General features: G+C 42.9%; 19 protein-coding genes and 1 pseudogene. 12 read left to right on the top strand and 8 right to left on the bottom strand.

Features of this window, described 5'->3' with window-relative positions; translation table 11 throughout:
• Nucleotides 1–5 precede the first annotated feature (5 nt).
• Together HFV01_RS02730 and HFV01_RS02725 are read left to right on the top strand one after the other, a co-directional pair.
• Nucleotides 6–593: a tyrosine-type recombinase/integrase gene (locus tag HFV01_RS02730; protein ID WP_006669522.1), complete on the top strand. Its 588-nt coding sequence runs from the start codon at nucleotides 6–8 to the stop codon at nucleotides 591–593.
• Nucleotides 583–909 carry a hypothetical protein gene (locus HFV01_RS02725; RefSeq protein WP_006669627.1) on the top strand — a complete coding sequence of 109 codons (327 nt, stop codon included), beginning with the start codon at nucleotides 583–585 and terminating at the stop codon, nucleotides 907–909. The genes HFV01_RS02730 and HFV01_RS02725 overlap by 11 nt, the downstream gene beginning before the upstream one ends.
• On the opposite strand, the gene HFV01_RS02720 is transcribed toward HFV01_RS02725, so the two are convergent.
• Entirely contained in the window at nucleotides 869–1,228 is a 360-nt protein-coding gene (locus HFV01_RS02720; RefSeq protein WP_006623579.1) for a hypothetical protein, read from the bottom strand. The two genes, HFV01_RS02725 and HFV01_RS02720, sit on opposite strands and share 41 nt — an antisense overlap.
• Nucleotides 1,229–1,746: 518 nt before the next feature.
• On the opposite strand from HFV01_RS02720, the gene HFV01_RS02715 reads away from it, so the two are divergent.
• The 7 genes from HFV01_RS02715 to HFV01_RS02685 all read left to right on the top strand — a co-directional run bounded on the left by HFV01_RS02715 (nucleotide 1,747) and on the right by HFV01_RS02685 (nucleotide 9,424).
• Nucleotides 1,747–3,585 (top strand): putative bifunctional diguanylate cyclase/phosphodiesterase, encoded by a 1,839-nt coding sequence (locus HFV01_RS02715; RefSeq protein ID WP_006623578.1) that lies wholly within the window; start codon nucleotides 1,747–1,749, stop codon nucleotides 3,583–3,585.
• On the top strand, nucleotides 3,585–5,708 hold the full coding sequence (locus HFV01_RS02710) for a PAS domain-containing protein (protein ID WP_006623577.1): 2,124 nt from the start codon (nucleotides 3,585–3,587) through the stop codon (nucleotides 5,706–5,708). Before HFV01_RS02715 ends, HFV01_RS02710 begins: the two co-directional genes overlap by 1 nt.
• Before the next feature lie 93 nt (nucleotides 5,709–5,801).
• On the top strand, nucleotides 5,802–5,990 hold the full coding sequence (locus HFV01_RS02705) for a hypothetical protein (RefSeq protein ID WP_006669528.1): 189 nt from the start codon (nucleotides 5,802–5,804) through the stop codon (nucleotides 5,988–5,990).
• 18 nt (nucleotides 5,991–6,008) lie between these two features.
• Complete coding sequence (gene menH, locus HFV01_RS02700) at nucleotides 6,009–6,815, top strand: 2-succinyl-6-hydroxy-2,4-cyclohexadiene-1-carboxylate synthase (protein WP_006623575.1); 807 nt, start codon at nucleotides 6,009–6,011, stop codon at nucleotides 6,813–6,815.
• A gap of 37 nt (nucleotides 6,816–6,852) precedes the next feature.
• On the top strand, nucleotides 6,853–7,710 hold the full coding sequence (locus HFV01_RS02695; RefSeq protein WP_008055353.1) for a ParA family protein: 858 nt from the start codon (nucleotides 6,853–6,855) through the stop codon (nucleotides 7,708–7,710).
• A 3-nt stretch (nucleotides 7,711–7,713) separates the two neighbouring features.
• Nucleotides 7,714–8,472, top strand: a complete 759-nt coding sequence (locus HFV01_RS02690; RefSeq protein WP_006669532.1) for a ParB N-terminal domain-containing protein — start codon at nucleotides 7,714–7,716, stop codon at nucleotides 8,470–8,472.
• A 10-nt stretch (nucleotides 8,473–8,482) separates the two neighbouring features.
• Nucleotides 8,483–9,424 (top strand): o-succinylbenzoate synthase, encoded by a 942-nt coding sequence (locus HFV01_RS02685; RefSeq protein ID WP_193520808.1) that lies wholly within the window; start codon nucleotides 8,483–8,485, stop codon nucleotides 9,422–9,424.
• Between the two features lie 144 nt (nucleotides 9,425–9,568).
• Here HFV01_RS02685 and HFV01_RS02680 read toward each other — a convergent pair whose 3' ends face one another.
• The 5 genes from HFV01_RS02680 to HFV01_RS02660 form a co-directional block, all read right to left on the bottom strand.
• The gene (locus HFV01_RS02680; protein ID WP_006623571.1) at nucleotides 9,569–10,642 is read right to left on the bottom strand and encodes a DUF262 domain-containing protein; all 1,074 of its coding nucleotides are present in this window, start codon (nucleotides 10,640–10,642) and stop codon (nucleotides 9,569–9,571) included.
• Between the two features lie 44 nt (nucleotides 10,643–10,686).
• On the bottom strand, nucleotides 10,687–13,197 hold the full coding sequence (locus HFV01_RS02675) for a sigma 54-interacting transcriptional regulator (protein WP_193520807.1): 2,511 nt from the start codon (nucleotides 13,195–13,197) through the stop codon (nucleotides 10,687–10,689).
• Nucleotides 13,198–13,488: 291 nt separating this feature from the next.
• On the bottom strand, nucleotides 13,489–15,387 hold the full coding sequence (locus HFV01_RS02670; RefSeq protein WP_081587677.1) for a ribonuclease J: 1,899 nt from the start codon (nucleotides 15,385–15,387) through the stop codon (nucleotides 13,489–13,491).
• A 133-nt stretch (nucleotides 15,388–15,520) separates the two neighbouring features.
• Nucleotides 15,521–16,414 carry a 4-hydroxy-tetrahydrodipicolinate synthase gene (dapA, locus tag HFV01_RS02665; RefSeq protein ID WP_035759143.1) on the bottom strand — a complete coding sequence of 298 codons (894 nt, stop codon included), beginning with the start codon at nucleotides 16,412–16,414 and terminating at the stop codon, nucleotides 15,521–15,523.
• A gap of 69 nt (nucleotides 16,415–16,483) precedes the next feature.
• The gene (locus HFV01_RS02660) at nucleotides 16,484–17,500 is read right to left on the bottom strand and encodes an aspartate-semialdehyde dehydrogenase (RefSeq protein ID WP_006623567.1); all 1,017 of its coding nucleotides are present in this window, start codon (nucleotides 17,498–17,500) and stop codon (nucleotides 16,484–16,486) included.
• A 357-nt stretch (nucleotides 17,501–17,857) separates the two neighbouring features.
• On the opposite strand from HFV01_RS02660, the gene tig reads away from it, so the two are divergent.
• The 3 genes from tig (at nucleotide 17,858) to clpX (ending at nucleotide 21,531) form a co-directional block, all read left to right on the top strand.
• Nucleotides 17,858–19,258, top strand: a complete 1,401-nt coding sequence (tig, locus tag HFV01_RS02655) for a trigger factor (RefSeq protein ID WP_006623566.1) — start codon at nucleotides 17,858–17,860, stop codon at nucleotides 19,256–19,258.
• A gap of 203 nt (nucleotides 19,259–19,461) precedes the next feature.
• Nucleotides 19,462–20,175, top strand: a complete 714-nt coding sequence (gene clpP / locus HFV01_RS02650) for an ATP-dependent Clp endopeptidase proteolytic subunit ClpP (protein ID WP_006623565.1) — start codon at nucleotides 19,462–19,464, stop codon at nucleotides 20,173–20,175.
• Nucleotides 20,176–20,187: 12 nt separating this feature from the next.
• Entirely contained in the window at nucleotides 20,188–21,531 is a 1,344-nt protein-coding gene (gene clpX / locus HFV01_RS02645; RefSeq protein ID WP_006623564.1) for an ATP-dependent protease ATP-binding subunit ClpX, read from the top strand.
• Between the two features lie 10 nt (nucleotides 21,532–21,541).
• Here clpX and HFV01_RS02640 read toward each other — a convergent pair whose 3' ends face one another.
• Together HFV01_RS02640 and HFV01_RS02635 are read right to left on the bottom strand one after the other, a co-directional pair.
• A complete protein-coding gene (locus HFV01_RS02640; RefSeq protein WP_318286274.1) occupies nucleotides 21,542–22,651 on the bottom strand; it encodes an RNA-guided endonuclease InsQ/TnpB family protein in 1,110 nt (369 codons plus the stop codon).
• A pseudogene (locus HFV01_RS02635) lies at nucleotides 22,614–23,222 on the bottom strand (IS607 family transposase). The gene HFV01_RS02640 and the pseudogene HFV01_RS02635 overlap by 38 nt, the downstream one beginning before the upstream one ends.
• Nucleotides 23,223–23,655 lie beyond the last annotated feature (433 nt).

The following is a 23,655-nucleotide window of genomic DNA, read 5'->3' as shown; positions in this document are numbered from 1 at the left end:
AACCTATGAAGAAAAACCGAATCGGTCAGGCTTCCATTATCCCCGACGCGATCGCCTACAGAATTCAGAAGCAGTGCAAATATGACTGGCAGCGAACCTTACTAGCAATCTTGATGTACACCGGCGAACGAGTGGGAGCTGTCAGGTTACTGCGAATCCCTGACGTTTATGTTTCCTCAGCTTCCCGTGTTGTCCTGCCAGAAATAACTTTTCGATCCGAAACTCGTAAGCGCGCGGGCGGGAAAGATGGGGGAGTCCGCCAAGTTCCCATTTCCCAAAAACTTAGAGAGATTCTCGGAACTTACCGCATCGGTGGCGGCGAGTTTCTGTTTCCTAGCCCATCTGATATATCCAAGCCCGTTACCGTTCAAGCGATAGACTCTTTCCATAGGGCGGCGATCGCTCGTCTGGGATTAGAAAACGAGGGCTATTCTCTCCACAGTTACCGCCGCACTTTCATCACCAAACTCTATAACAAGGGAGTCAATACCAGAACCATCATGGCTATCACAGGTCACAAATCCATGTCATCTTTGCAGCGCTATATTGATGCTGATCCTCAAAAAATCCGAGACGCGATCGATGAAATCTAAGGCAGCGATCGCTATCAGTGTTATCCAGGGAGAAATGGGTTGCTGCTATGCTTTGGAGGGCCGAACGCCACACACTGCCTTAGATACTTCCAATTTTAGCGCTAAACTCGGCACTTTGGTATTTTGGACAAAACATCAAATATTCTTACACACGGCAAACGACGCTAACCAGTGTACAGTAGCACTTAGCGCCGTTTTAGGTTGGGAAACGCTCCTTGATTTTTCTGTGAAATCACAAAATTTTTGGGGGTATAAAATCTCCTTTGGGGGAAATCTTAGGACGCGCCGCCGGGGAAATTTCCACCACCCGATTTAAGTGCTGGAAGTTTCTCTAGGATAGTTTCCAGAGACCAGTCCGACTCGATCCACTGTTCTACCTGGTTGGCGATCGCCTTCGCTTTTTCGCTGAGATGAGGACCTGCCAGATAACAAACCTGCTTTTTCCCCTGATAAAGATAAGCGTACTTATTGCCGTTTGTGTCTTGGAATGCTGATTTGGTTTTCCAGCGAACGGTTAGGCGATCGCTCTGGGAAGTTTTCACCGGTGATAAATTTTCGTCACCCTGGGTGACGGCTACCCATCCTAGATATTTAACCTTGCCCTGTTCGCGCAACCTTTCCAGAGACTTAATCACGCGGGATTGTAGGAGTCCAGTAGCTTGGCTAATTTGCTTTATAGCAGGCCCCGCTGATTAATTGTCTAGGCGGGGCTTTTTATTGTTCAAAGTTTGAAGATAGGATAGAAGCTGGGTTTCTTCTCTGGGAGGCACGCGGACTGCATATAGCAGCGACCCGCTTCGGGTAGAGGGCGAGACCTATCGCTCCCGGAAGGCCTCGTCAGTTAATTTTCCCATTGTCTGAGAAATCCTGAAAGTCTGTCTTTGGGTATACAGTGCGATGGAAATTTGGGTATACAATTCTATCTAAAACTGAGTCCCATAATGCCACTGTGCAGGTATCACATAAATAATTCGGAAACCCCAATCTTAGTATTTTTTTAAGATTTGGTGTAAAATCACCAAGAGTAGCTTCTCATACACCTATTGCATCTCGGAACCTGGCTCATCCTAGGGGTCTGCTAATTGGGTCTAGCTGAACCGAGAAACGTTACAGGGTTCGGTCAGTCGTCGTTTACGGAACAAAATTAGTGGCTATGAATGATTTGGATGCCTATAGGAGGCAGTTAGTTCCTCCAATCAATATTGATGAGAGTATCGTGGCGAGGGGTAATTCTTGTAGTGAGAATGATTCGGCACATGGTTTAAGTGTAGAGATGATAGAACACTTGAAGTTGTTGGCAACAGCGGTTTGCTGTGCTGATGATTCTGTGGTCATCACTACGGCTAATCTGGAATTTCCTGGACCTGCAATTGTGTTTGTCAATAAGGCATTTACTAGAATGACTGGTTATGGTCCCACAGAGGCGATCGGTCGAACTCCTAGAATTTTGCAAGGGGAAAAAACAGATCGCACGATTTTGGAAAGGATGAAACTGGATCTTAAAGATGGAGGGGTGTTTTATGGTCAGACGATTAACTATCGCAAGGATGGAAGCGAATTTGTCAATGAGTGGCATATTGAACCTATATATAACGATCGCCAACAGATAACACACTATTTAGCTATTCAAAGAGATGTGACTGAACGCCAAAATCAACATAATCGCCTAATCTACGAGGCTAACCATGATAGCCTAACGGGTCTATATAACCGAGGTTACTTTATAACTGAACTTCAGAAAGCGATAGACCGTACACAAAACTGTCAAGACTATTTGTTTGGTCTGCTGTTTATGGACGTCGATCGCTTCAAATTGATTAATGATAGTTTTGGACATCAAGCCGGAGATCAACTACTGATTGAAATTGGCGATCGTCTACAAAGCTGTATCCGTCCCCAAGATATTCTATCTCGGTGGGGAGGAGATGAGTTTGCTATTATAATTGATGATATTCAAGACCTGTCGGAAATTTCTCAACTAACTAATAAAATTCAACAGACCATCAAAAAACCCATTATTTTGGGGGAAGACCACCTAGAAACTGTTACCAGTCTTAGTATTGGTATCGCTCTGAGTAGTATGGGGTATAATTGCAGTGCAGATATGCTCCGCGATGCTGATACAGCCTTATATAGAGCCAAAGACCGAGGGAAGGGAAGTTATGCAATTTTTACCCAAGCGATGCACCACCGAGTCCGACAGCAACTACAGCTAGAAACGGATCTGCGTTATGCTCTCAAACGTGAGGAATTGCTACTTAACTATCAGCCAATTATCTCGATGAAAACTAATCGGATTGTGGGTTGTGAAGTCCTGCTTAGGTGGGAACATGGGACTTTGGGTTTGATTTCTCCAGAGCAATTTATTCCTATGGCTGAAGAAACTGGGTTAATTGTTAAGATGGGAGATTGGGTAATTGAACAGGCTTGTATTCAGGCTAAACAATGGGAATGTATTTATCAAGACGCACCGCCATTTTTGAGCGTTAATTTATCGACCAAACAACTAATAAATCAGGGAATTGTCGAAAAAATTAAGGAGATATTAGAAGCCACTAAATGCTCTCCTGAATTGATTAGGTTTGAACTGACAGAAACGGCGATCGCTGAATCGACAGAAGTGGCGGTTACTACTCTCCGAAAAATTAAAGATTTGGGGATTAGATTATGTATAGATGACTTCGGAACCGGACATTCCTCCCTTAGTCGTCTCTCATGTTTTCCTATTGATACCCTGAAAATAGACCGCTCTTTTATTCAGGGGATGAGTGCTTCGGAACATCAAACTAAAATCGCCTATGCTATTGTGAAGCTGGCTCAGTCCCTGGGAATGGAAACTATTGCGGAAGGGATTGAAAACTTAGAACAATTTTGCCAACTCAAATCTTGGGGATGCGAATTGGCTCAAGGGTTTTTGATGGCTCAACCTATAGCGTCAAAAATTTTCCAAGAAGTTCTTAACCAAAACCTGATTTACCCCCTGGAGTGCTAATGACCGCTGAATTAATTGTTAACAACTATCCTGAAGATTTATTAAACGCCTATCAAACGGCGATCGCTGAGTTACGTCAACTCAAAAATGAACTTCGTCAAACTCAGCAAGAATATGGGGAACTGCGAACCATTATCGATCGCACTAACCCGGTTAGTATGATTGATAAACATGGGACGGTTTTAGATGCTAACCTACCCTTTATTGAAATGTGGGGTAAGTCTTGGGAACAGGTGATTAATCACCCTCACCCCTTGTTTGACTCCCCTTATTATTCCCCTAATTTTTGGGAGCAATTATGGTCAGTTGTCAATCAGGGTAAGATTTGGGAAGGAGAAATTCAACAACATATTGCTAACGGACAACATATTTTGCTAAAAACAACTATTGTTCCTGTGGAAGCACCATCGGGATTATCTCCTTCTCGCTATTGGGTAATTACCAATAAAGATGAAACTAGACCTCAGATAGAAGAACAACTGCTTCAGTTGTCCTGGGTGGCGACTCAGACTGATAATGCTGTAATTATCTGTGATTGTGATGGCTATATTGAGTGGGTTAATACCGGATTTGTAACTATTACCGGATATTTCTTTGATGAGGTACGAGGTCGCCAGTCTGGTTCGTTTTTGCCAGGTTCCGACACTAACCCAGATACCGTCTGCGAGATTGCTAAAGCACTCCAACAACATCAACCTTATCAAGGAGAAATTCTTAACTATAGACGCAATGGAGAATCTTATTGGTTGTCGATAAGTATCAATCCTATTTTTGATAAATTGGGAAATTTGACTAAGTTTATTGCTGTGGAAAGTGATATCACTGAACGTCAAAAAATAGCCTCGGCTTGGCGAGAAAGTGAGGCGAGAAATCGCAGCTTGATTGAGGCTATTCCTGATTTGATATTTAGGATAAATTCTCAGGGGATAATTCTTGACTACTTCCCGCCTAAAAATTGCCCCAATCCCGGTTTACCACCCCATATTGTGGGACAGAAAATTGATGCGGTTTTTTCTCAAGATTTGGCTGAATGGACGCGCCATTATTTGACTCAAACCCTCAACACTGGACAAATTCAGCAGGGAGAATATGTGCTATCGGTTTCGGGTAGATATCACCATTATGAGGCGCGTTATGTCCCTAGTGGTGAGGATCAGGTATTGGCTATTGTTAGGGATATTAGCGATCGCAAAGCTATGGAAGTTAGCCTTAGACTGGAACAAATACAACAACGCCAGAAAGCGATCGAGTTAGCCAAAACTCTACAAGAATTAAAACGCACCCAAGCACAATTAATTCAGGCTGAGAAAATGTCCGGTTTAGGACAAATGGTCGCAGGGGTGGCTCATGAAATTAATAATCCTTTGGCGTTTATACATGGAAATTTAATGCACCTAGAAACCTGCATTAAAGATTTAATTGAACTGGTGAAATTATATCATAAAAACTACCCAAAACCTAGGGAAGAAATTATCGATTTTGCTAAGGAAGTAGATTTGAAATTTATGCTTGATGATTTACCTAATGCTTTGGATTCAATGAAGTTGGGAACTACCCGAATTCAAGATATTGTTGTCTCTTTAAGAAACTTTTCTCGCCTCGATGAAGCTACCCGCAAGGCTGTAGATTTACATGAGGGTATCGAAAGCACTTTACTGATTTTACAAGGTCGCATGAAAATGCACCACGGTTGTGAAATTAAAATGATTAAAGATTATGGCGAATTACCTAAGTTGGAATGCTATCCTAGTCAATTGAATCAGGTATTTATGAATATATTGGCTAATGCGATCGATGCATTAGCCACTCAACCAGACCCTCGGATAATTACCATCAAAACTACAGTGGAAAAAGCTAAATCTCCAGACCAGCTAGACTCGGTTGTTATTAAAATTGCTGATAATGGTCCGGGAATTCCTGAATCGATCCAAAGACAGATTTTTAATCCCTTTTTTACTACTAAGCCTGTGGGTCAGGGGACGGGTTTGGGATTGTCTATTTCTCATCAAATTGTAGTCGAAAATCACGGCGGAAAGTTGCAGTGTAATTCCCAGGTAGGTGGCGGCACAGAATTTGTGATCACCCTCAGTATACCTGAACAGCAAACGCCTGTTACTCATTAATCTCTGGGAAATACTAAATTTTTGTGAAATTTTAGGCGATTGACCATAATTTTCCTATAATGGACAATTAGGCTTTTTAGACATGATTTGGTTATGCAATATTACTTCACTGGCTTTATTGTTCTTTTCTTCCTGGTTTGCTATGGCTACAGTTACGTGATTGTCAAATTGGCTAAGGATCGCGGCGACCAATTTTTGCTGTATGGAATGCTGGGGGGGTTATTTGGGTTTATGGCTTTTTGTGCGGCGGCGGTTCCATTTTTGCATTGGGTGTTTGACTAATAAATAGGAGTGCATTAAATGCCACAATGGCGGGTGGGGTGTTATAGTTTTTATGGTGAATTAAAAGGCGATCGCACTCAGCCTATAATTTTGCTATTACATGGCTTTATGGGAAATTGCCGAGACTTTGACCTGGCTATATCCTCCCTTCCTGATGATTTCTGCTGCTTAACTATTGATTTACCAGGACAAGGAAAAACTCAGGTATTAGCAGGAGATGAAGCCTATAAAATGCCAGCGATCGCCTCCGGTTTAATTGGTCTTTTGGATTACCTGAAAATTGATAATTGTGTCCTGGTTGGATATTCTATGGGAGGTCGTTTAGGACTCTATTTGATTTTACACTATCCTACACGATTTAAGCAAGCAATTCTGGAATCAGCATCGCCGGGACTGAAAACGGAAATTGAGCGATCGCAGCGACGTTTATCAGATGATAAAATAGCCGATCAGTTACAAAATATCCCTTTTGAAGACTTCCTCAACTGGTGGTATAGTTTACCCCTATTTACATCCTTGAAAAACTCGCCCATTTTTGATAAAATTATAGGCGATCGACTCCAAAATAACCCCAATCAATTAGCTAAAATTCTCATTAATTCGGGAACCGGAAACCAGCCACCACTCTGGGATAAGTTATCTCAAAATCAGATACCTTTACTATTATTAGTGGGAGAATTTGACCATAAATTTCAAAAAATCAACCGAGAAATTACGGATTTATGTACCTTCGCAACCATGATCATAGTTCCCGGCTGTGGTCATAACGTCCACGCCGAAAATCCCCGAATTTGGGGAGATTTAATCCTTGATTTTATTGGCTAAATATGATAATGTTTAACCTATCCTTAAATAACCAGGTATGAAAACTATTGCTATTTACCATAATAAAGGTGGAGTAGGTAAAACCACCATCGCCATTAACCTAGCCGCCAGTTTACAAAAACAAGGTCACAAAATACTACTTATCGATTTAGACTCTCAAGCCAACTCTACCTTTGCGACTGGCTTAATGAAATTTTTATTTGTGGAAGATGATGATTTAAGAGATCGCAATGTTTCCCATGTTATCGAATCAGGTGATTATGACTTTATTCCCGATGTCGTCAGAAAAACCGACGGATTCAATCACCCAGAAATTGATGTCATACCTTCCCATATTAACTTAATTCAAAAGCAGTCTAAACTGAACCAAGTTGCATCTTATAAAACCCGTTTAGTCACCAAGCTAAAACGAGTTGAAGAAGATTATGATATCGTGATTATTGATACTCCTCCATCGCGGGATATTTATACAGAAATTGCCTTATATGCTGCGGATTATTTAATCATCCCATCAGACTTAAAACCCTTTGCTAATCAAGGATTACCTACCGTCTTGGAGTTTATTAGTCAAATTGATGAATTTCGCGCCTTAATTGGTAAAAATAATTTAGAAATCTTGGGAATATTGCCATCCAAAATATCCACCAACTCTAAATTTTTAAATTATGTCTTTCCCAAGCAAAAAGAATCCCTGTTAAATTCCCATAATTTACCGATTATGAATAGCATAATCTTTGAAAGAACAGTTTTGTCTCAATGTACCAACCAGACTATAACTATGGGAGATTTAGAGATACCAGACCCCAAATCTGTGCTAGAATTTGCGCCAGATTCACCAGCGGCGATGGAATTTGTACAGTTAACAGAGGAAGTTTTAGAAAAGTTAGGTAAATAAATCATGATCAGATTTTTCTTAGTGGATGTTAAAAGCATTAATTCCAATGTCCCTCGGTCTAATTTTTCGGAATCTGAATTAGAGGAGTTAGCCGATAACATTTTAGAATGTGGGGGAATTATCAAACCCTTAATCCTGAAAATGCAAGGGTTAGAAAGTTATCAAGTTATTTCAGGGGATTTAGAATATTATGCGGCGGTCAAGGCTAGGGAAAAAGACCCCCGCGAAGCTGAGATGGTTAATGCTTTTGTGATTGCTGAGAAACATGAGGCTAAGGTATTAAAACAGGTCGAGTTAATTGAGAGTTTTACGGTAACTCCTAGTTTGATAAATAATCAGATAGGGGAAACCCTAACATTAACCACATCTCCATCTCCTAATTTAGAGTCTCGGTTAAATAATCTTGAACAACGACTAGAAAACTATGTGATTCAAATTCAGCAGGAATTGAGGGATTATCAACAACAAAATGAACGGCGATTTAAAGCCATAGAATCTGCCCAACCTTCCTCAATGAGAGAGTCAGAATCGCCAAATCAACCCATTATTAACCCCCTCGATTTATTCAATAGTTTGACTCAAGAGGAGTTATTTAGGCGATTGAATAGGTCTAATATTAGTAATGCTAACAACCTAGCTAAAGGCATTTTTGAAGCCAGGGAAAAACTGGGTAAATTCACCAATTATCAACAAGTGATTGCTAGTGTTAAGGGTTTAGCGGACAAAACGATGATTAAAATTATTGATGCTTGGTCTAGTTAAATGCAATTCAATGACTATTAAATTTAACTTTAATAAATACTCCCGTAAATTTAAACAGCCTTTAAAAACTCATCACGGACTCTGGGAGGTTAGGGAAGGGATTATTATTGAGTTAATGGACGAAAGGGGTAAAGTTGGCTGGGGAGAAATTGCGCCTCTTAGTTGGTTTGGGTCGGAAACTGTCAGGGAGGCTATGGATTTTTGTGAAAGTCTACCTGGGATAATTACAGAAAATCTGATTTTTTCGATTCCTATGAGTCTCCCAGCTTGTCAGTTTGGTTTGGAGTCTGCTTTCACTGAATTACAGGGAAATGATAAGGAAATACCTAAGCTAGAAAATAGTGGACTGCTTCCCACAGGAAAAGCGGCTTTATCTGGTTGGGAAGATTTAGTTAATAGGGGATATAAAACTCTCAAGTGGAAAATTGGGGTTGATAGTATTGATAATGAGTTGAATTGGTTGCAGATATTAGCCAGCCAAATGAGTGAAATTCAAGGGTTATCGCTGCGACTCGATGCGAATGGTGGGTTAAATTTTTCGGAAGGCGATCGCTGGTTAGATATTTGTGATAGAATAAACCTGGGGGATACTAGCTTTAAAATAGAGTTTTTAGAGCAACCCCTAGGTGTTAATGAGTTAGAGGGAATGTTAGCCTTAACTAAGGGTCATTTAACCCCCATAGCCTTAGATGAATCTGTAGCGACCCTCACCCAAATCAACCAATGTTATCAACAAGGTTGGCGAGGTATTTTTGTGATTAAACCAGCTATAGTAGGTTCTCCAAAGCAGTTAAGGAAATTATATCATAGCTTAGGGATTGATGGGGTATTTTCTTCAGTATTTGAAACCGAAATAGGTCAAAAAGCGTCACTAAAATTAGCCTCAGAATTATGTCAATCTAATCGCGCGGTAGGATTTGGTATTAATCACTGGTTTGTCGATACTGATTAACTAAGAAATGATTAATCATCCCATAATGATCACATTTTAAACAGATTTACCCTCACACAATTCCTCAAGCATATCAACAAGTTTAACTGCATTTTGATAATATACTCTAATTATTACTGCTGTTTATAACGCATTTTACATTTTTCATTGTACATTTTCAAAAGCATTGATAGCTTGACTGAGGCGACTTTGCACAATAGATTTCTCAGTAGTACGCGAACTATTGACAGTTACATCTAGGAAATTTTGACTCTTTAAAAGATGTTGATAATTAGTATTGAGTGATTCTTTATCATTAATCAACCCTTTTTCTAATCGACGAGCTAAACCCACCATAATACAGTCAAAAACTGCTGCATTAATCTGATTTTTCGGTTTAAAAGCTCGACCTCCCCAAACTTCATAAGCAGTTTCAATAGTGCGAATAAAAACCAGTTGGATTGCTGATTTATCATACTTCTTCAAATAGCGATTTTGACCCAGAAACTGATTTAAAAAGCCTTTCATAGGTTTTTGATAGTTATCACCCTCAAAATAGAGAGCCAGAAAACGCAAAATCATTTCCTGATCTCGCATACGTTTATCAGGTTTTGGGGAACCATATATATCTCGCCAACACTGATGATAATTAAGTTCTGCTAATAAATTATTAAACTCTCCGTGATAGATACAGGCGCGAATTTCTTGAGGTTTTAATTGTTGACCACCGGTATTAAGTCGCTCAAAAATATAGTAAATACTGCTATTATCATCTGAGGGTTCATCCTGTTTAACAATGGTAGCAGGTATAATTGAATCATCGAGTCTACGTCTATCCTCTTCTGACAGAGTTTGATAAGTTAATCCGTCAAACTCATCAGCGACTTTGGTTAAGGAAAATTCCCTTTGATTAGGTTCAAAAACCCCATCATAAAAATATTGAATAGTCTTTAACCTTTGTTGACCATCAATAACTAGAAGTTTTTGAGTATCTTGTTCTTTAGCGAGAAAAATTCCCGGTACTGGTAGACCCAATAATAGGGACTCAATAAAACGAGATGCTTCTCTATGGTCCCAGACATATCCTCGTTGAAATTGTGGTACATATATGCTGCCATTTTTCATCCGTTTAACTAAACTATCAACCGGATAATCAGCACCATAACTGGTTATTGAATACTTAAAAGTAAGTAGTTCTTCATCACTATCTTCTAAATTTTGGGGTGCGGTTTTTGGCATATATAATTAGTTAGATATTTGGTGTAGTAGAAGTTATTAATATGCTAAAATCCTACCACTATTTTCCATGAGATGAAACCTAAAATAATGGTGGCTAAATGTTGAGGTAATAAGGTTTTGATAGGTTGGCGAGCAATTTTTTGTGTGAGTAAAATGGCGATTAATATCCCGGATAATAAGGTGGTTCCCTGTAAAAACTCAATGACGGCTGGATGAGCAACCCAAACGGGGAGACTGGAACCATCTAAGCCAAAAGTAGCAAGGGTAACTGGTAAAATTCTGCCACCTTCTGCTAACCCTAGCCGTAGATAATGAGCCAAATTAATGGCTAACACAAAGGGAAGTAAACCATAAGCTAACTCGATAAATTTACGAGGCTTTCTTGGGGAAATTAAACGATAAATCAGATAAGCGAAACCGGGAATTATAGCAGGTAAAGCTAAGACTACGGTTGACAGGCTTAAATGTATCCAGAAATTATCTAAATTTAGGCTAAAATTAAAATACTGTTCTAGTTGGGGTAAATGATGCAAAAATACGGCATTTAATAATAAAAATAGCAAAGCTACTTCATAGGTGCGAGGTATATGAGTAGTCCATAATTCAATTCCTGGGGGTCGCAAATTGACCTCGACTGAACGATGAGGACAGGCTTTTAAACAGGTCATACACAATACGCAATCTCGATTATCTTCTAATTGTGCTGGGTGAGAATATAAAGGACATCCGCCTGTTTCCATTCCTTCGCCTTTTGGGGGTCCTCCTTTATAGCATTGGTAGGTGTTGCATTCGGCTGAACAGGTTCCCTGCTGTGCGCGTAATTCGGTGATGGCTAATTTGGCAAACATCCCATTCATACCGCCAATGGGACAGAGATAACGACACCAAAAACGCCTTTCAAAAATAGCTGAAAAAATCATGGCTCCGGCGGTAATGAGTAGCAATAAACAAGCTGATAAATAGGCGGTATTTGGTAAATCCCACAATTCTTCCCAGAGTAAAATTAGGGTGAATAAACCGAATAAAAACCACCCTCCCCACTTTTCGGCTGACTGTCTCGGCCATTTTTTTAATTGACGCGGAAACAGCCAGAGAGATAGTTTTTGGGTGATTTCTCCGTAAATCATAAAGGGACAAACTGCACACCATACGCGACCTAAAAATGGGAAGATTAACAAAACTAATGGCCACCACCAGGCCCAAAATAGGTTGAGAGCGAAATTTTGCGATCGCGTTTGAGGACCGAGAAACAAAATCGCCACGACGGCGGCAAAAACAGCTACAGTAAAGCCATAATTCATCCGATCCGGCCACCAGGGACTTCTGAGAAATTTGCGGAATTTCGGATAGGTATTTAATAAATTAACTCGGAATTGCTGCTTTTTAGTTTGAGACGGCCAAATAATTTCTTCGGTGATTTCTGTACAGCCTTGAAGTTGAACGATCGCTCTTTCTACGAGGTTTCGTAATTCCCGCAAATTATTGGGAAAATCATAGGCTTGTAGTCGTCGCAAGGCTTCCGGGGTCATCTGGACTCGGTTAATACCTTTATTCCGACAAATCAGGCTAATATTATAATTAACCCAATCGCCAATATCAGATTTCCTGACCCTCAAAGGTGGCACTTTAATGACGGTTTCGACTAAGGTTTCAATCTTAGCGACCATCTTTTCTGATATAATGATTATCCGAGCTTGAGAAACTTTAGCATTGACGGTTTCAGCGGCCCCTTTACTGACCGGAATATAAGTTCCTAGTTCTAATAAATTTGAGATGGCGGGGATTAATTCTGGGGGTAATTCTTGGATATTATTAAATATTAAAGTTCCCTTTCCCAAGGATTCAATTAACCCATATTTTCCCCCTGTCCGTCCGAATAAATCTGCGCCACTGGTTTGGAGTTTAGAACAATTTACTTGAATGACAGGTTCTCGGCGGTCATCAGACCCAAAATGAATCAAAGCTGCTAAGTTGTCTTTTTCGATTCCTGGTTCCCCAAAAATTAGGACGGATTTACGATTTTTAGAAGCCTCTTTAATTTGCGATCGCAACCTCACCGCATAACGACTTTTTCCGACAATTCCCCGCCGCGCTCTCGGAATCAAATAGGGTTGTAAAATTGCTAACCTTTCCTGCTCATAAACCAATTGAGCGGAAAGTTCCTCTACTTCTTCGGCTAATTGCTGAGAAAAGGCTTGATTGATTTCTGGATAGGCTTCTACCAACTTTTGCAAGTCTCCAGCCTTCATCACCCAAAATTGACAATCTGTTCGGGTAATTAATGTTTGTTGAACTGGATTATTTAACAGTAACGATTGCAGATTAATAGCCATTCCTGGTAAATACTGATCGGCCTTGGGTGCGTCTGAGTTTTCCAAATCACCCGATCGCAAAATATAAAGCCGATCTGGGGAAGTTCCTTTAGTCACCACGACGGTATTTATAGGAATGGTGCGTTCTTCCAGTTGAGGTGCGATCGCCTGTAATATTTCATCATCCAGGAGGCTCAGTGCAGTTCTTTCCTGCAACCATTGCACCAGATCAGTTTGATTCATGGTTTCTCCCTGGATAACTTTCACCGAAAAAGTTACCCTAAATTATAACACAGATTAAGACAAAACCCACAATTCCGACAAAATCATGTCAACTCATACGCCTATTTTATCTCTGTTAGTTCCCCTCGTATTACTAGGGTTAATTATTCTGGCTGCCGTATTTTTCAGCCAGCAAAAAAACTAACACACTTGAGAGTCTGACGGTCAAGCAAAGCCGGAGCGGGATAGCAGCGACCAGTGTTAAATCTGAAGCTGCTAAACCCGCTCACTTATGGCAACTTTTCCAGTCAATTAGGAAGCGACACGAGCGGCTGTGCGAGGTCTTCTGCGTCCGGTAGCTGGCTGAGGAGTTTCCGTAGTAGAAGAAGCGGTAGAATCAGGACTTTCTTCGGGAGTTTGCATCAACACCACTAACAGAGGATTGCTTTGTAACTCACGCCGCAACAAACGAGCGATCGCTCTTTCAATCTCGGTGCGTACCCCCACCCAATCAATTTGATTACCTTCGCCATTACCAAAGGAGCGGCTCAACTCAGACCAGCGATCGCTTAAAGTCGCCTCAATCACCTTAACAATCTGTTGTTTAAAGGTAGCCTGATCAGCAGTCATCACCACCCCTTTCAGGTGAGTTTCAGGAATAGCCAAAAGTTTCCCCTCATCACTAACAGCGACCGCTACAGTAATTAAGCCATCTTCAGCCAACTGTTGGCGTTCTTTCAGGACATCATCACGCACAAACCCAGTGCGGGAGGAATCGACCGGCTCAATACCAGAAGGAACTTTACCACCAACGCGAATGGAATTTTCGGTCAACTCCACCACATCACCGTTATTGATAATCACCATATTTTCCCGTGGAATACCCATGCTTTGAGCGGTTTTGCTGTGTTGTACTAACATCCGATGTTCACCATGTACAGGAACAAAAAACTTAGGACGAGTCAACGCCAACATCAGTTTATGGTCTTCCTGACAACCATGACCGGAAACATGAATACCATGATGGCGGCCATAAACCACATTAGCACCCTGCATCATCAACTTATCAATAGTATTGACAACCGCAATGGTATTTCCGGGAATTGGGTTAGCAGAAAAGATAATTGTATCCCCTTGTTTAATGCTAATTTGTCGGTGAGCGCCATTAGCAATTCTGGTCATCGCCGCCAAGGGTTCACCCTGGGAACCTGTGGTTAAAATCAACACTTTTTCGTCAGGTAAACTGCGAATAGCATTGAGAGGAATAAACAGATTATCAGGACATTTTATATAACCTAAATTCCGAGAATGAGCGATGACATTTAACATCGATCGCCCTACCACAGCCACAGAGCGCCCTAATTTTTGAGCAATACTCAGAATAATATTTACCCGGTGAACGGACGAAGCGAAAGTCGTCACCAACACCCGTCCAGAAGCGGTCGCCATAATTCTTTCCAGATTCGGATAAACGGAAGCCTCCGAGGGAGTAAACCCAGGCACTTCCGCGTTAGTCGAATCACTCAGCAGACAGTGAACCCCTTTTTCCCCATATTCAGCCAACCGCTGAAAATCGAAAAATTCGCCATCAACGGGGGTATGATCCACCTTAAAGTCTCCCGTGTGGATAACTACTCCCACTGGGGTATTAATTGCTACGGTAAAACTATCAGCGATTGAGTGAGTATTGCGGATATATTCCACCAGGAAGTTTTTGCCAATACGCACTATATCGCGAGGTCTTACTGTTCTTAATTCAGTGCGATCGCTCACCCCCGCCTCTTCTAGTTTACCATGAAGCAGAGCCATGGCTAATCTCGGACCATAAATCACGGGAATATCAAACTGTTTCAGGTGAAAAGCAATCCCACCGATATGGTCTTCGTGACCGTGGGTGACAATCATACCCTTAATTTTATCCCGATTGTCCCGCAGGTAGGTGACATCTGGTAAAACTATATTTACGCCGTGCATTCCATCGGTCGGGAAGGCTAAACCAGCATCTAGGATGATGATTTCATCTTCATACTCAAATACACAGGTATTTTTGCCAATTTCGTGGAGTCCACCCAGGGGAATTATTTTCAATTTCGGAGAGTTATCTTCCGGGGTTTGTTCCCGGTTTTTGGGTAAATTATCCAACTTTTTGGTAATTTTCACTGACCTAGCAGAAGGTCTAGTTCTGGTGTAAGATTTGCCGTTGCTTGACATAATGATACCTCATTAATTACTTAGTTTTCCATGGTTGATTTTTCCCGGTTTAAACACCCTTTTATAAGGATCAATTGACCAGCAATCAACACCTAGGAATAATCACAGCTATTCAATTGTCTGAAACCCCGATTTACCGAGTTTCCATCAAACCCAATTCTCCCAAAACTCCCTTGACTTTTTCAATCACTTCCGGGGATGGTTCACACATAGGAGACCGACTCAGACCCACATTCCAGCCCAACAATTTCAGAGCCGCTTTAATCGGAATAGGATTAGTAGTGATAAACAACGTTTTAAACAAACTGAAGAGTTTGATATGAATTTCCGTTGCTTCCTGCACCCGACCCGCTTCAAACATCTGGATCATATCTTGAATTTGCTTCCCTACCAGGTGACTCGCTACGCTCACCACCCCAGTCCCGCCCACTGCTAACAGTGGCAAAGTCAGGGAATCATCCCCAGAATATATCTGAAACTCTTTAGGTGTCAACTGCCTAATTTGACTAGCTTGGTCTAGGCTGCCACTAGCCTCTTTAATAGCCACAATATTAGGAACCGATGCCAAACGTGCGACGGTTTCGGGCTGGAGATTTTGTCCGGTACGCCCAGGAATATTATATAACACAATCGGCAAATCTGCACAAGCTGAGGCGATCGCCAAAAAGTGTTGATACAATCCCTCCTGGGGAGGCTTATTGTAATAGGGAACCACCTGCAAAGAACCATCTACCCCCAGTTTAGCTGCTTTCTGAGTGGCGGCGATCGCCTCCTGGGTAGAATTCGACCCTGTACCAGCAATCACCTTAGCCTTACCCGCCACAGCCTGCTGAACCACCTTAAACAACTCATGTTCTTCATCCCAAGTCAGAGTCGGAGACTCTCCAGTGGTTCCACACACAACCAGAGTATCACTGCCATTAGCCGCCAAGTGAGCCGCCAGCCGCTCTGCTTCTGCATAGTTAATGCTACCATCTTCCCAAAACGGCGTTACCATTGCCGTCATTACTCTGCCAAAACTTACCATTTCTTTTGTGTCAATTGTGCCGTATAGTTAGCCGTCTTGTTCTCAGTTATTCCACCCCACACGGGGGACTTACAGAAGGTCTTTACTTACCAATAATTCAGCAATTTGGACTGCATTTAAAGCGGCTCCCTTGCGAACTTGATCGCCACACAGCCATAATTCTAACCCACAGGGGTGAGAAAGATCCTGGCGGATACGACCCACCAAAACCGGATCGCAGCCCGTTGCATCAATAGGCATTGGGAAATAATTAGCCTGCCAGTCTTCCACCAACTTGACCCCTGGGGCTTGACTCAGGACATCCCGCGCCTTAGCCACATCAAAAGGCTGCTCAAACTCTAAGTTAATCGCCTCGGAGTGGGCCCGGAGTACGGGAACCCGTACACAAGTCGCGGAAACTCTCAACTTGTCATCACCAAAAATTTTCCGCGTCTCATTAATCATTTTCATCTCTTCCTCACAATAGCCTAAATCATTGATAGGCGAGTTGTGGGGAAACAGATTAAAAGCCAAGGGGTAGGGGAATATTTCCGCCTGGGGAGTTTCTCCCTGTAAAATCGCCCTGGCTTGGGTTTTCACCTCCTCCATAGCCCTGGCTCCCGCACCACTAGCGGATTGATAAGTAGATACTACTATACGCCGCAGTGGTTGTACCTGATACAGGGGCCAAACTGCCACATTCATCAAAATAGTAGTGCAGTTAGGATTCGCAATAATCCCCTGATGATTAACTACTGCTTCTGGGTTCACTTCCGGCACCACCAAGGGAACTTGGGGGTCCATGCGGAAGGCACTGGAGTTGTCCACTACAACCGCCCCGGCTGCTACAGCTTTGTGAGCCCATTGCTTAGAAGTAGATCCTCCAGCGGAAGCCAATACCAAATCTACCCCATCAAAACTGCGATCGCCAACTGCTTCTACTGTCAGTTGCTCTCCTCCAAAACGGAGACTATTTCCCGCCGAACGGGGAGAAGCCAATAGCTTCAACTCTGACAGGGGAAAATCACGACTCAAAAGCAATTCCAGCAACTCGGTTCCCACGGCTCCGGTCGCGCCCAAAATAGCAACTCTATAGGATTTTGACAAATTGACTTCCTCCCTGGAACTTTAGACAATCGATCATCTGAGAATCAATCAGAAATTTTAATAATATATAAGGCTAATCAGTCTTGTATCTATACTAGAGGCTATTATATCGGTAACTGCGACAGTTGATGTGACGGTCAATAGCGATCGCTACCCATTTCGACCCATCTACTGATAGCATCAAATATTGGCTAGTCTATCAATTATAGTCCTCCAGAGTTAAAATCGTGGTACAGAAACAATGACACTACCATACCACGAACTGTCAGCATCTGGAAGCAAACAGTCTAGGCTTTAGGGCCAGACAGCAGTTTAGATAGCTCGCTTTCCTTAGTCCGCGCTTAAACAAGGTACATCATGAAAGTAACCCAGGAAAAACTTCCCGCCAGCCAAGTTGGGCTGGATATCGAAATTTCTCCAGAAATCTCCAAAAAAGCCTATGAGAAGGTAATCAACCAATATGCTCGTTCTGCCAATATTCCTGGGTTCCGAAAAGGCAAAGTCCCCCGCCATATCCTAGTGCAGCGACTAGGACCCTCTAGGATTAAAGCGGCGGCCCTCGATGATTTGATGCAGGAATATTTCCCAAAAATTGTTGAAGAAGAGAAAATTCCGGCTATTGGCAGTTTTGAAGTAATTGGCAATATTGAAGAACTGATCGAACAGTACGAACCTGGTCAACCCATCACCATCAAAGCGGCTGTAGATGTCGAACCAGAAGTTAAACTCAACAAGTACCAGGATTTTCAGGTCCAAGCTGAAGAGGTCAAATTTGATCCGCAGCAAGTTGATGAGATCCTCGAACGTGAACGGGTGAAAATGGCAACCTTAGTCCCGGTGGAAAACCGACCCGCTCAAAAAGGTGATACAGCCTATGTTGACTTTAAGGGATACTTTACCCCCACCGGAGCAACTGAACCCCAAGAAATTGAAGGGGGACAAGGTGATAACTACCAAGTGGAACTCACGGAAGGTCAGTTTATCCCTGGCTTTACCGAAGGCATTGAAGGCATGAGTCCTGGGGAAACTAAAGAGTTAAACATTGAGTTTCCGGCTGACTATGGTAAACCGGAATTGGCTGGATGTCCCGCTACTTTTAACATTACTCTACTGGAACTTAAAGAAAAAGAGTTGCCAGAGTTGGACGACGATTTTGCGGCTGAAGTGAGCGAGTTTGAGACTTTGGCAGAACTGCGGGAGTCCCTAGAAAAGCGTTTTCAGGAAGAAAAAGCTGAACAAACTACGGCGAATAAACACAAGGCTTTGGCTGAGGCTTTAGTGGCAGAAATGGAAGTGGAATTGCCGGAAACCCTCATTAGGGAAGAAGTAGACCGCCTCTTGACTCAGCAGGCTATGCAGTTGAGTAATATGGGCATTGACCTTAAACAACTGTTTAACAGTGAAACTGTACCACGGATGCGAGAACATCTGCGCCCTGATGCGATCGCTCAACTCAAGGAAACTTTGGCTATCAAAGAAGTCGCTAAACAACAGTCCATCACTATCACCGAGGAGGAAATTCAAGCTAAGTCCGAAGAAATGATGGAGCAACTTCAAGGCCAAGATGTGAACCTCGATCGCCTACGCATGGTGGTTACTGATGACCTGATTAGCCAAAAGACTTACCAATGGCTCGAAGAACATTCCACCATTGAATTAGTCCCTGAAGGTACTTTGACCCCAGAGGAAGAAGAACCAGAAGATTCAGAAGATTCAGAAGAAGTGGTCGTCGCTGAAGCTGAAGTCGTTACCGACTAGCTATTTGACCACCAGTGGGCTCAGGTGCCAAAATTCTGGAAAAGCGCTAATATGGAGTGGGGGAAAGAAAGGCGATCGCACTAATTTTCAGTCCGTTGCTCTGTTCTTCTCCCCCAACAATCACCTCGCGCCCGTCCCTAACATTTTCAATTAACTGTACATTAACCGTAAAACCACCATAAGATTAAATTACCATCCGCTTTATGATGATCTCTGAGTATTCCCGTGATTCCATTGGCAGCACCCGTAACAGCCACATAATTAGTGGTTCACAACCAGTTACTATTAACTCATCTGCAGCGGGTGTCATTCCCATGGTAGTTGAACAGTCGGGAATGGGAGAAAGGGCTTTTGACCTCTATTCCCGTCTACTACGCGATCGCATTATTTTTCTGGGAACACCCATTGACGATGAAGTAGCCAATGCCGTAAGCGCCCAAATGTTGTTTTTGGAATCAGAAGATCCCGAAAAAGATATCCAACTTTACATCAACTCCCCTGGCGGTTCAGTCACCGCAGGTATGGGAATTTACGACACCATGCAACAAATTCGCCCCGATGTGGTGACAATATGTTATGGATTAGCCGCCAGTATGGGCGCATTTCTCCTCGCTTCCGGTACCGCTGGGAAACGGATGTCCTTACCTAGCTCTCGCATTATGATTCACCAACCCCTCGGAGGCGCTCAAGGACAGGCAATAGACATAGAAATTCAAGCCAAAGAAATTCTCTATCACAAGCACACCCTGAATACACTCTTAGCCCAACATACCGGCCAACCCATAGAGCGCATTAATGCTGATACAGAGAGAGACTTTTTTATGTCTGCCGCTGAAGCCCAAGAATATGGTCTAATAGATAATGTGATCCTAAAACAGAATCTTCCGGTTCCCGGAGAATCTGTTAGCGCAACATAAAATGAGGCAATTATGTCTAAGTACGACTCCCATTTAAAGTGTTCCTTCTGTGGCAAGTCCCAGGAGCAGGTTCGCAAGTTAATTGCAGGGCCAGGAGTCTACATCTGCGATGAATGCGTGGAACTGTGTAACGAAATTTTGGACGAGGAGCTATTTGACCCCAATTCAGCTCCTCCCACTCCCCAGGCTCCCCGCCCCCAAGCAGCCCCTAGCCCTAAACGTCGCCACACTCCCAGTCGAGTCGCCTTAAATCAAATTCCTAAACCGAGGGAAATTAAGGCCTACCTAGATCATCATGTCATTGGTCAGGATGATGCCAAAAAAGTCCTGTCAGTGGCTGTTTACAACCACTACAAGCGTCTAGGCTTTATCCCAGGTCATAGACAAGGTGATGATCAGATCGAACTGCAAAAATCCAATATTTTGCTAATTGGTCCCACTGGGTGCGGTAAAACTCTATTGGCGGAAACTCTCGCTAAAATGCTGGATGTTCCCTTTGCGGTCGCTGACGCTACCACCCTCACTGAGGCGGGTTATGTTGGGGAAGATGTAGAAAATATCCTCCTGCGACTCCTACAAGTGGCTGATTTTGATGTGGAAGAAGCCCAGCGCGGCATTGTCTATATCGATGAAATCGATAAAATTGCCCGTAAGAGTGAAAACCCCTCCATTACTAGAGATGTCTCCGGTGAAGGTGTCCAGCAAGCGTTATTAAAAATGCTGGAGGGAACTACTGCTAATGTTCCTCCCCAAGGGGGTCGTAAGCATCCTTATCAAGATTGCATTCAAATTGATACTAGCAACATCCTATTTATTTGCGGCGGCGCTTTTGTAGGGCTTGAGAAAATTATTGAGCAAAGAAGCGGTAAAAAGTCTATGGGCTTTGTCCACTCCGGCCAAGAAGTCACCCCAGACAAAGACAAAAAAGATGCAGAAGCTCTCAAAGGTATCGAGCCTAATGATTTGGTTAAGTTTGGCTTAATTCCAGAGTTGATCGGTCGTATTCCTATGGTGGCAGTTCTCGATCCTCTGGATGAGAAAACTTTGATGTCAATTCTCACGGAACCCCGCAGCGCTTTGGTTAAACAATATCAAAAATTGCTGCGTATGGATAATGTGCATCTGGAGTTTGACGCTGACGCTATTCGGGCGATCGCTCAAGAAGCCTTCCGCCGTAAAACTGGCGCTCGTGCTTTGCGCGGTATCGTGGAAGAGTTGATGCTAGACGTTATGTATGAGCTGCCTTCCCGTAAAGATGTTAAACGATGTATGGTTACTCAGGAAATGGTTGAAAAGCGATCGACCGCTGAATTGCTCGTCCACCCTTCCTCATTGCCTAAGCCCGAATCCGCTTAATCTGATACATTTACGCGACATTTATCCGGCTATTGCCTGACAATGCGACGATAGCACTATTACCCGTTAAGGTAACAGAGGCGGTATCCCGCAAAGCTTTTAGAAAGATTCCAAAAGCACCGTTCCAGTCCCTGGGTAGAGTGAACCCGCACTCAGGACATCGGAACACTTTTGAGCCACCTAGCTGGGAATGCACATGACCACAGTGAGTACAGGTTTTGCTGGTGTATTCTTCCGTCACATCTACAACTGTGGTTCCAGTTATTTCCCCTTGATGTCTCAGGGTTAGTTTGAATCGATAATGCGCCCATGTCAGCATGGCTCGGGCAGTCTTAGACCTGATTAGACGCTTCACCTTGGCAACCATATCGGAAGTCTCGAAGGTGGGCAAAAAAATTAGGCTGTAGTTGTGAGTCAAGTAGTGAGCAATTTGTTTGTGGGCTTCATCCACTAAATTCCGGATTTTAGTTCTCATTCGTTGAGCCGCTTGCCTCATCCGTCGCCTTCTTGAACGACAGGGTTCCTTGGCGATTCGGCTCATCAAATCATCCAAATGTTGACATAGCCTAGTAATGCGTCCTATATCCCCGGAGCCAAATTCCAGAAACCGAGAGCCATCAAACCCAGTTATGAAAGTTCGCACACCCGGGTCTAATGCAATTACGCCATTCGCTTCAGTTGGGGTAACGGCAACTGGTTCAGGGAAAATCGCCAACCATCGACCTTTGGTAAACACCAACTGAGTCCCTTGCCCGCAAGTTTTAGGGATGGGTTCGGAAACCATGAAAGTTAATCCTTTCGTTAGTCTTGGATACCAACTCCCTGAAGAGAAATTAGTATTATTGAACTTAATCCCTTGAGAGCTGTCACGACAACTTCTAAACCTGGCATCAGGACTGGCTGAAAAGGCGAGATAGGCATCAAAGATGGCATTTTGCCGAATGTGGCAGGGTGTTTCTTTGACCCATTCGGGTAAGTCACTCTGCATCACTTTATTGCGTAACTTTAACTTGCTTAGTCGTTTACCACTCCGGGATAATGCAATTGCTTGGTTGTAGCAATACCGACAAGCAGCCAGCCATTTACGCCAGACTTGATTTAGCTCGGGGCTGGGGTAAATCCGGATCTTCTTTGACCTGAGTTTTGTATTTACTCCGTCCGTATAATCGGGAACTGAAGCAGTGGAGGATAGTGAGGATGTCCTCAACCATTTCTGGTTCTGGACTGAGACTTGTCTGGTTGAGAACCATGAGTGAGCAACTGTTTTGCTCACAGAGCCATCGAAACAAGTCAAATCCCCATATTGCCAATCGGTCTGGGTGGGCAACGACAACCATGCGGACATCTCCTGACAAATGATGTCCCAGTCAGGCCAGCATTTTCTTTCCCTTGAAGTTGAGCCCGCCTCCGATTTCTGAGACGACTTCTGCTTCGGGGTAGAGGTTGGACAGTGCGGCCACCTGTCGGTTGAGGTCGGACTGCTGGGCGCGGCTACTAATTCTGGCATAGATAACGACTTTGCGTTTGTCACTGCCTGATTTGGCAGCAGTATATGACTCAACGTTGTATCGTCGTTGCCCAGCGGGGGTTCTGATGGTCTCGATTGAGCCATTTTTGTCCCATCTGCGGAGTATTCTTTCATGGACTCCAAGGATTTGAGCCGCTTCCTTGGGTTTGACATATCTGGCAATAGGTTTATCCTCAACTCTTCTCGCTTCTTATACCATATTGCCCTAAAATATTAACCTAATTTGAGATTAAATCATGCTCTCTCTCTGGTTTAAGGAAGATCCAAAAATGAGTTCTTTAATCTAACTCCCATTGGCTTCCTTACAGAGGGCTACCTAATTACTGTTAAGAATTGTTACGATTTTATTGATAATTACTGCCAAAAGGTTGACGAAATTATAGGGGTTGTAGTACCATATAAGAAATAGCACCAAAGGGGCTACTGTGTCTAATGCCAAAAATAGAGGCTAAAACCACCATTGCGTCGCCCACTTGATAATTTGCTGACCAGATTTTAAAACTGGCGATGCACGAGTTTTCAGTAATTTAGGGTCTTTCCAAATTTACCCTCTTGACAAAAAACTAATTTTGTGCATAGACTCAGACAGCGATAAT

The organism is Limnospira fusiformis SAG 85.79 (assembly GCF_012516315.1).
Taxonomy (GTDB): Bacteria; Cyanobacteriota; Cyanobacteriia; order Cyanobacteriales; family Microcoleaceae; genus Limnospira; species Limnospira fusiformis.
The sequence above is the reverse complement of the archived record's forward strand: the minus strand, read 5'-3'. Positions and strand labels throughout refer to the sequence as shown.

Bases quoted from the DNA above. Each gene is read 5' to 3' on its own strand.
- HFV01_RS02730 (WP_006669522.1), top strand. From the start codon at position 6: ATGAAGAAAAACCGAATCGGTCAGGCTTCCATTATCCCCGACGCGATC.
- HFV01_RS02725 (WP_006669627.1), top strand. From the start codon at position 583: ATGAAATCTAAGGCAGCGATCGCTATCAGTGTTATCCAGGGAGAAATG.
- HFV01_RS02715 (WP_006623578.1), top strand. From the start codon at position 1,747: ATGAATGATTTGGATGCCTATAGGAGGCAGTTAGTTCCTCCAATCAAT.
- HFV01_RS02710 (WP_006623577.1), top strand. From the start codon at position 3,585: ATGACCGCTGAATTAATTGTTAACAACTATCCTGAAGATTTATTAAAC.
- HFV01_RS02705 (WP_006669528.1), top strand. From the start codon at position 5,802: ATGCAATATTACTTCACTGGCTTTATTGTTCTTTTCTTCCTGGTTTGC.
- menH (WP_006623575.1), top strand. From the start codon at position 6,009: ATGCCACAATGGCGGGTGGGGTGTTATAGTTTTTATGGTGAATTAAAA.
- HFV01_RS02695 (WP_008055353.1), top strand. From the start codon at position 6,853: ATGAAAACTATTGCTATTTACCATAATAAAGGTGGAGTAGGTAAAACC.
- HFV01_RS02690 (WP_006669532.1), top strand. From the start codon at position 7,714: ATGATCAGATTTTTCTTAGTGGATGTTAAAAGCATTAATTCCAATGTC.
- HFV01_RS02685 (WP_193520808.1), top strand. From the start codon at position 8,483: ATGACTATTAAATTTAACTTTAATAAATACTCCCGTAAATTTAAACAG.
- HFV01_RS02680 (WP_006623571.1), bottom strand. From the start codon at position 10,642: ATGCCAAAAACCGCACCCCAAAATTTAGAAGATAGTGATGAAGAACTA.
- HFV01_RS02675 (WP_193520807.1), bottom strand. From the start codon at position 13,197: ATGAATCAAACTGATCTGGTGCAATGGTTGCAGGAAAGAACTGCACTG.
- HFV01_RS02670 (WP_081587677.1), bottom strand. From the start codon at position 15,387: ATGTCAAGCAACGGCAAATCTTACACCAGAACTAGACCTTCTGCTAGG.
- dapA (WP_035759143.1), bottom strand. From the start codon at position 16,414: ATGGTAAGTTTTGGCAGAGTAATGACGGCAATGGTAACGCCGTTTTGG.
- tig (WP_006623566.1), top strand. From the start codon at position 17,858: ATGAAAGTAACCCAGGAAAAACTTCCCGCCAGCCAAGTTGGGCTGGAT.
- clpP (WP_006623565.1), top strand. From the start codon at position 19,462: ATGATGATCTCTGAGTATTCCCGTGATTCCATTGGCAGCACCCGTAAC.
- clpX (WP_006623564.1), top strand. From the start codon at position 20,188: ATGTCTAAGTACGACTCCCATTTAAAGTGTTCCTTCTGTGGCAAGTCC.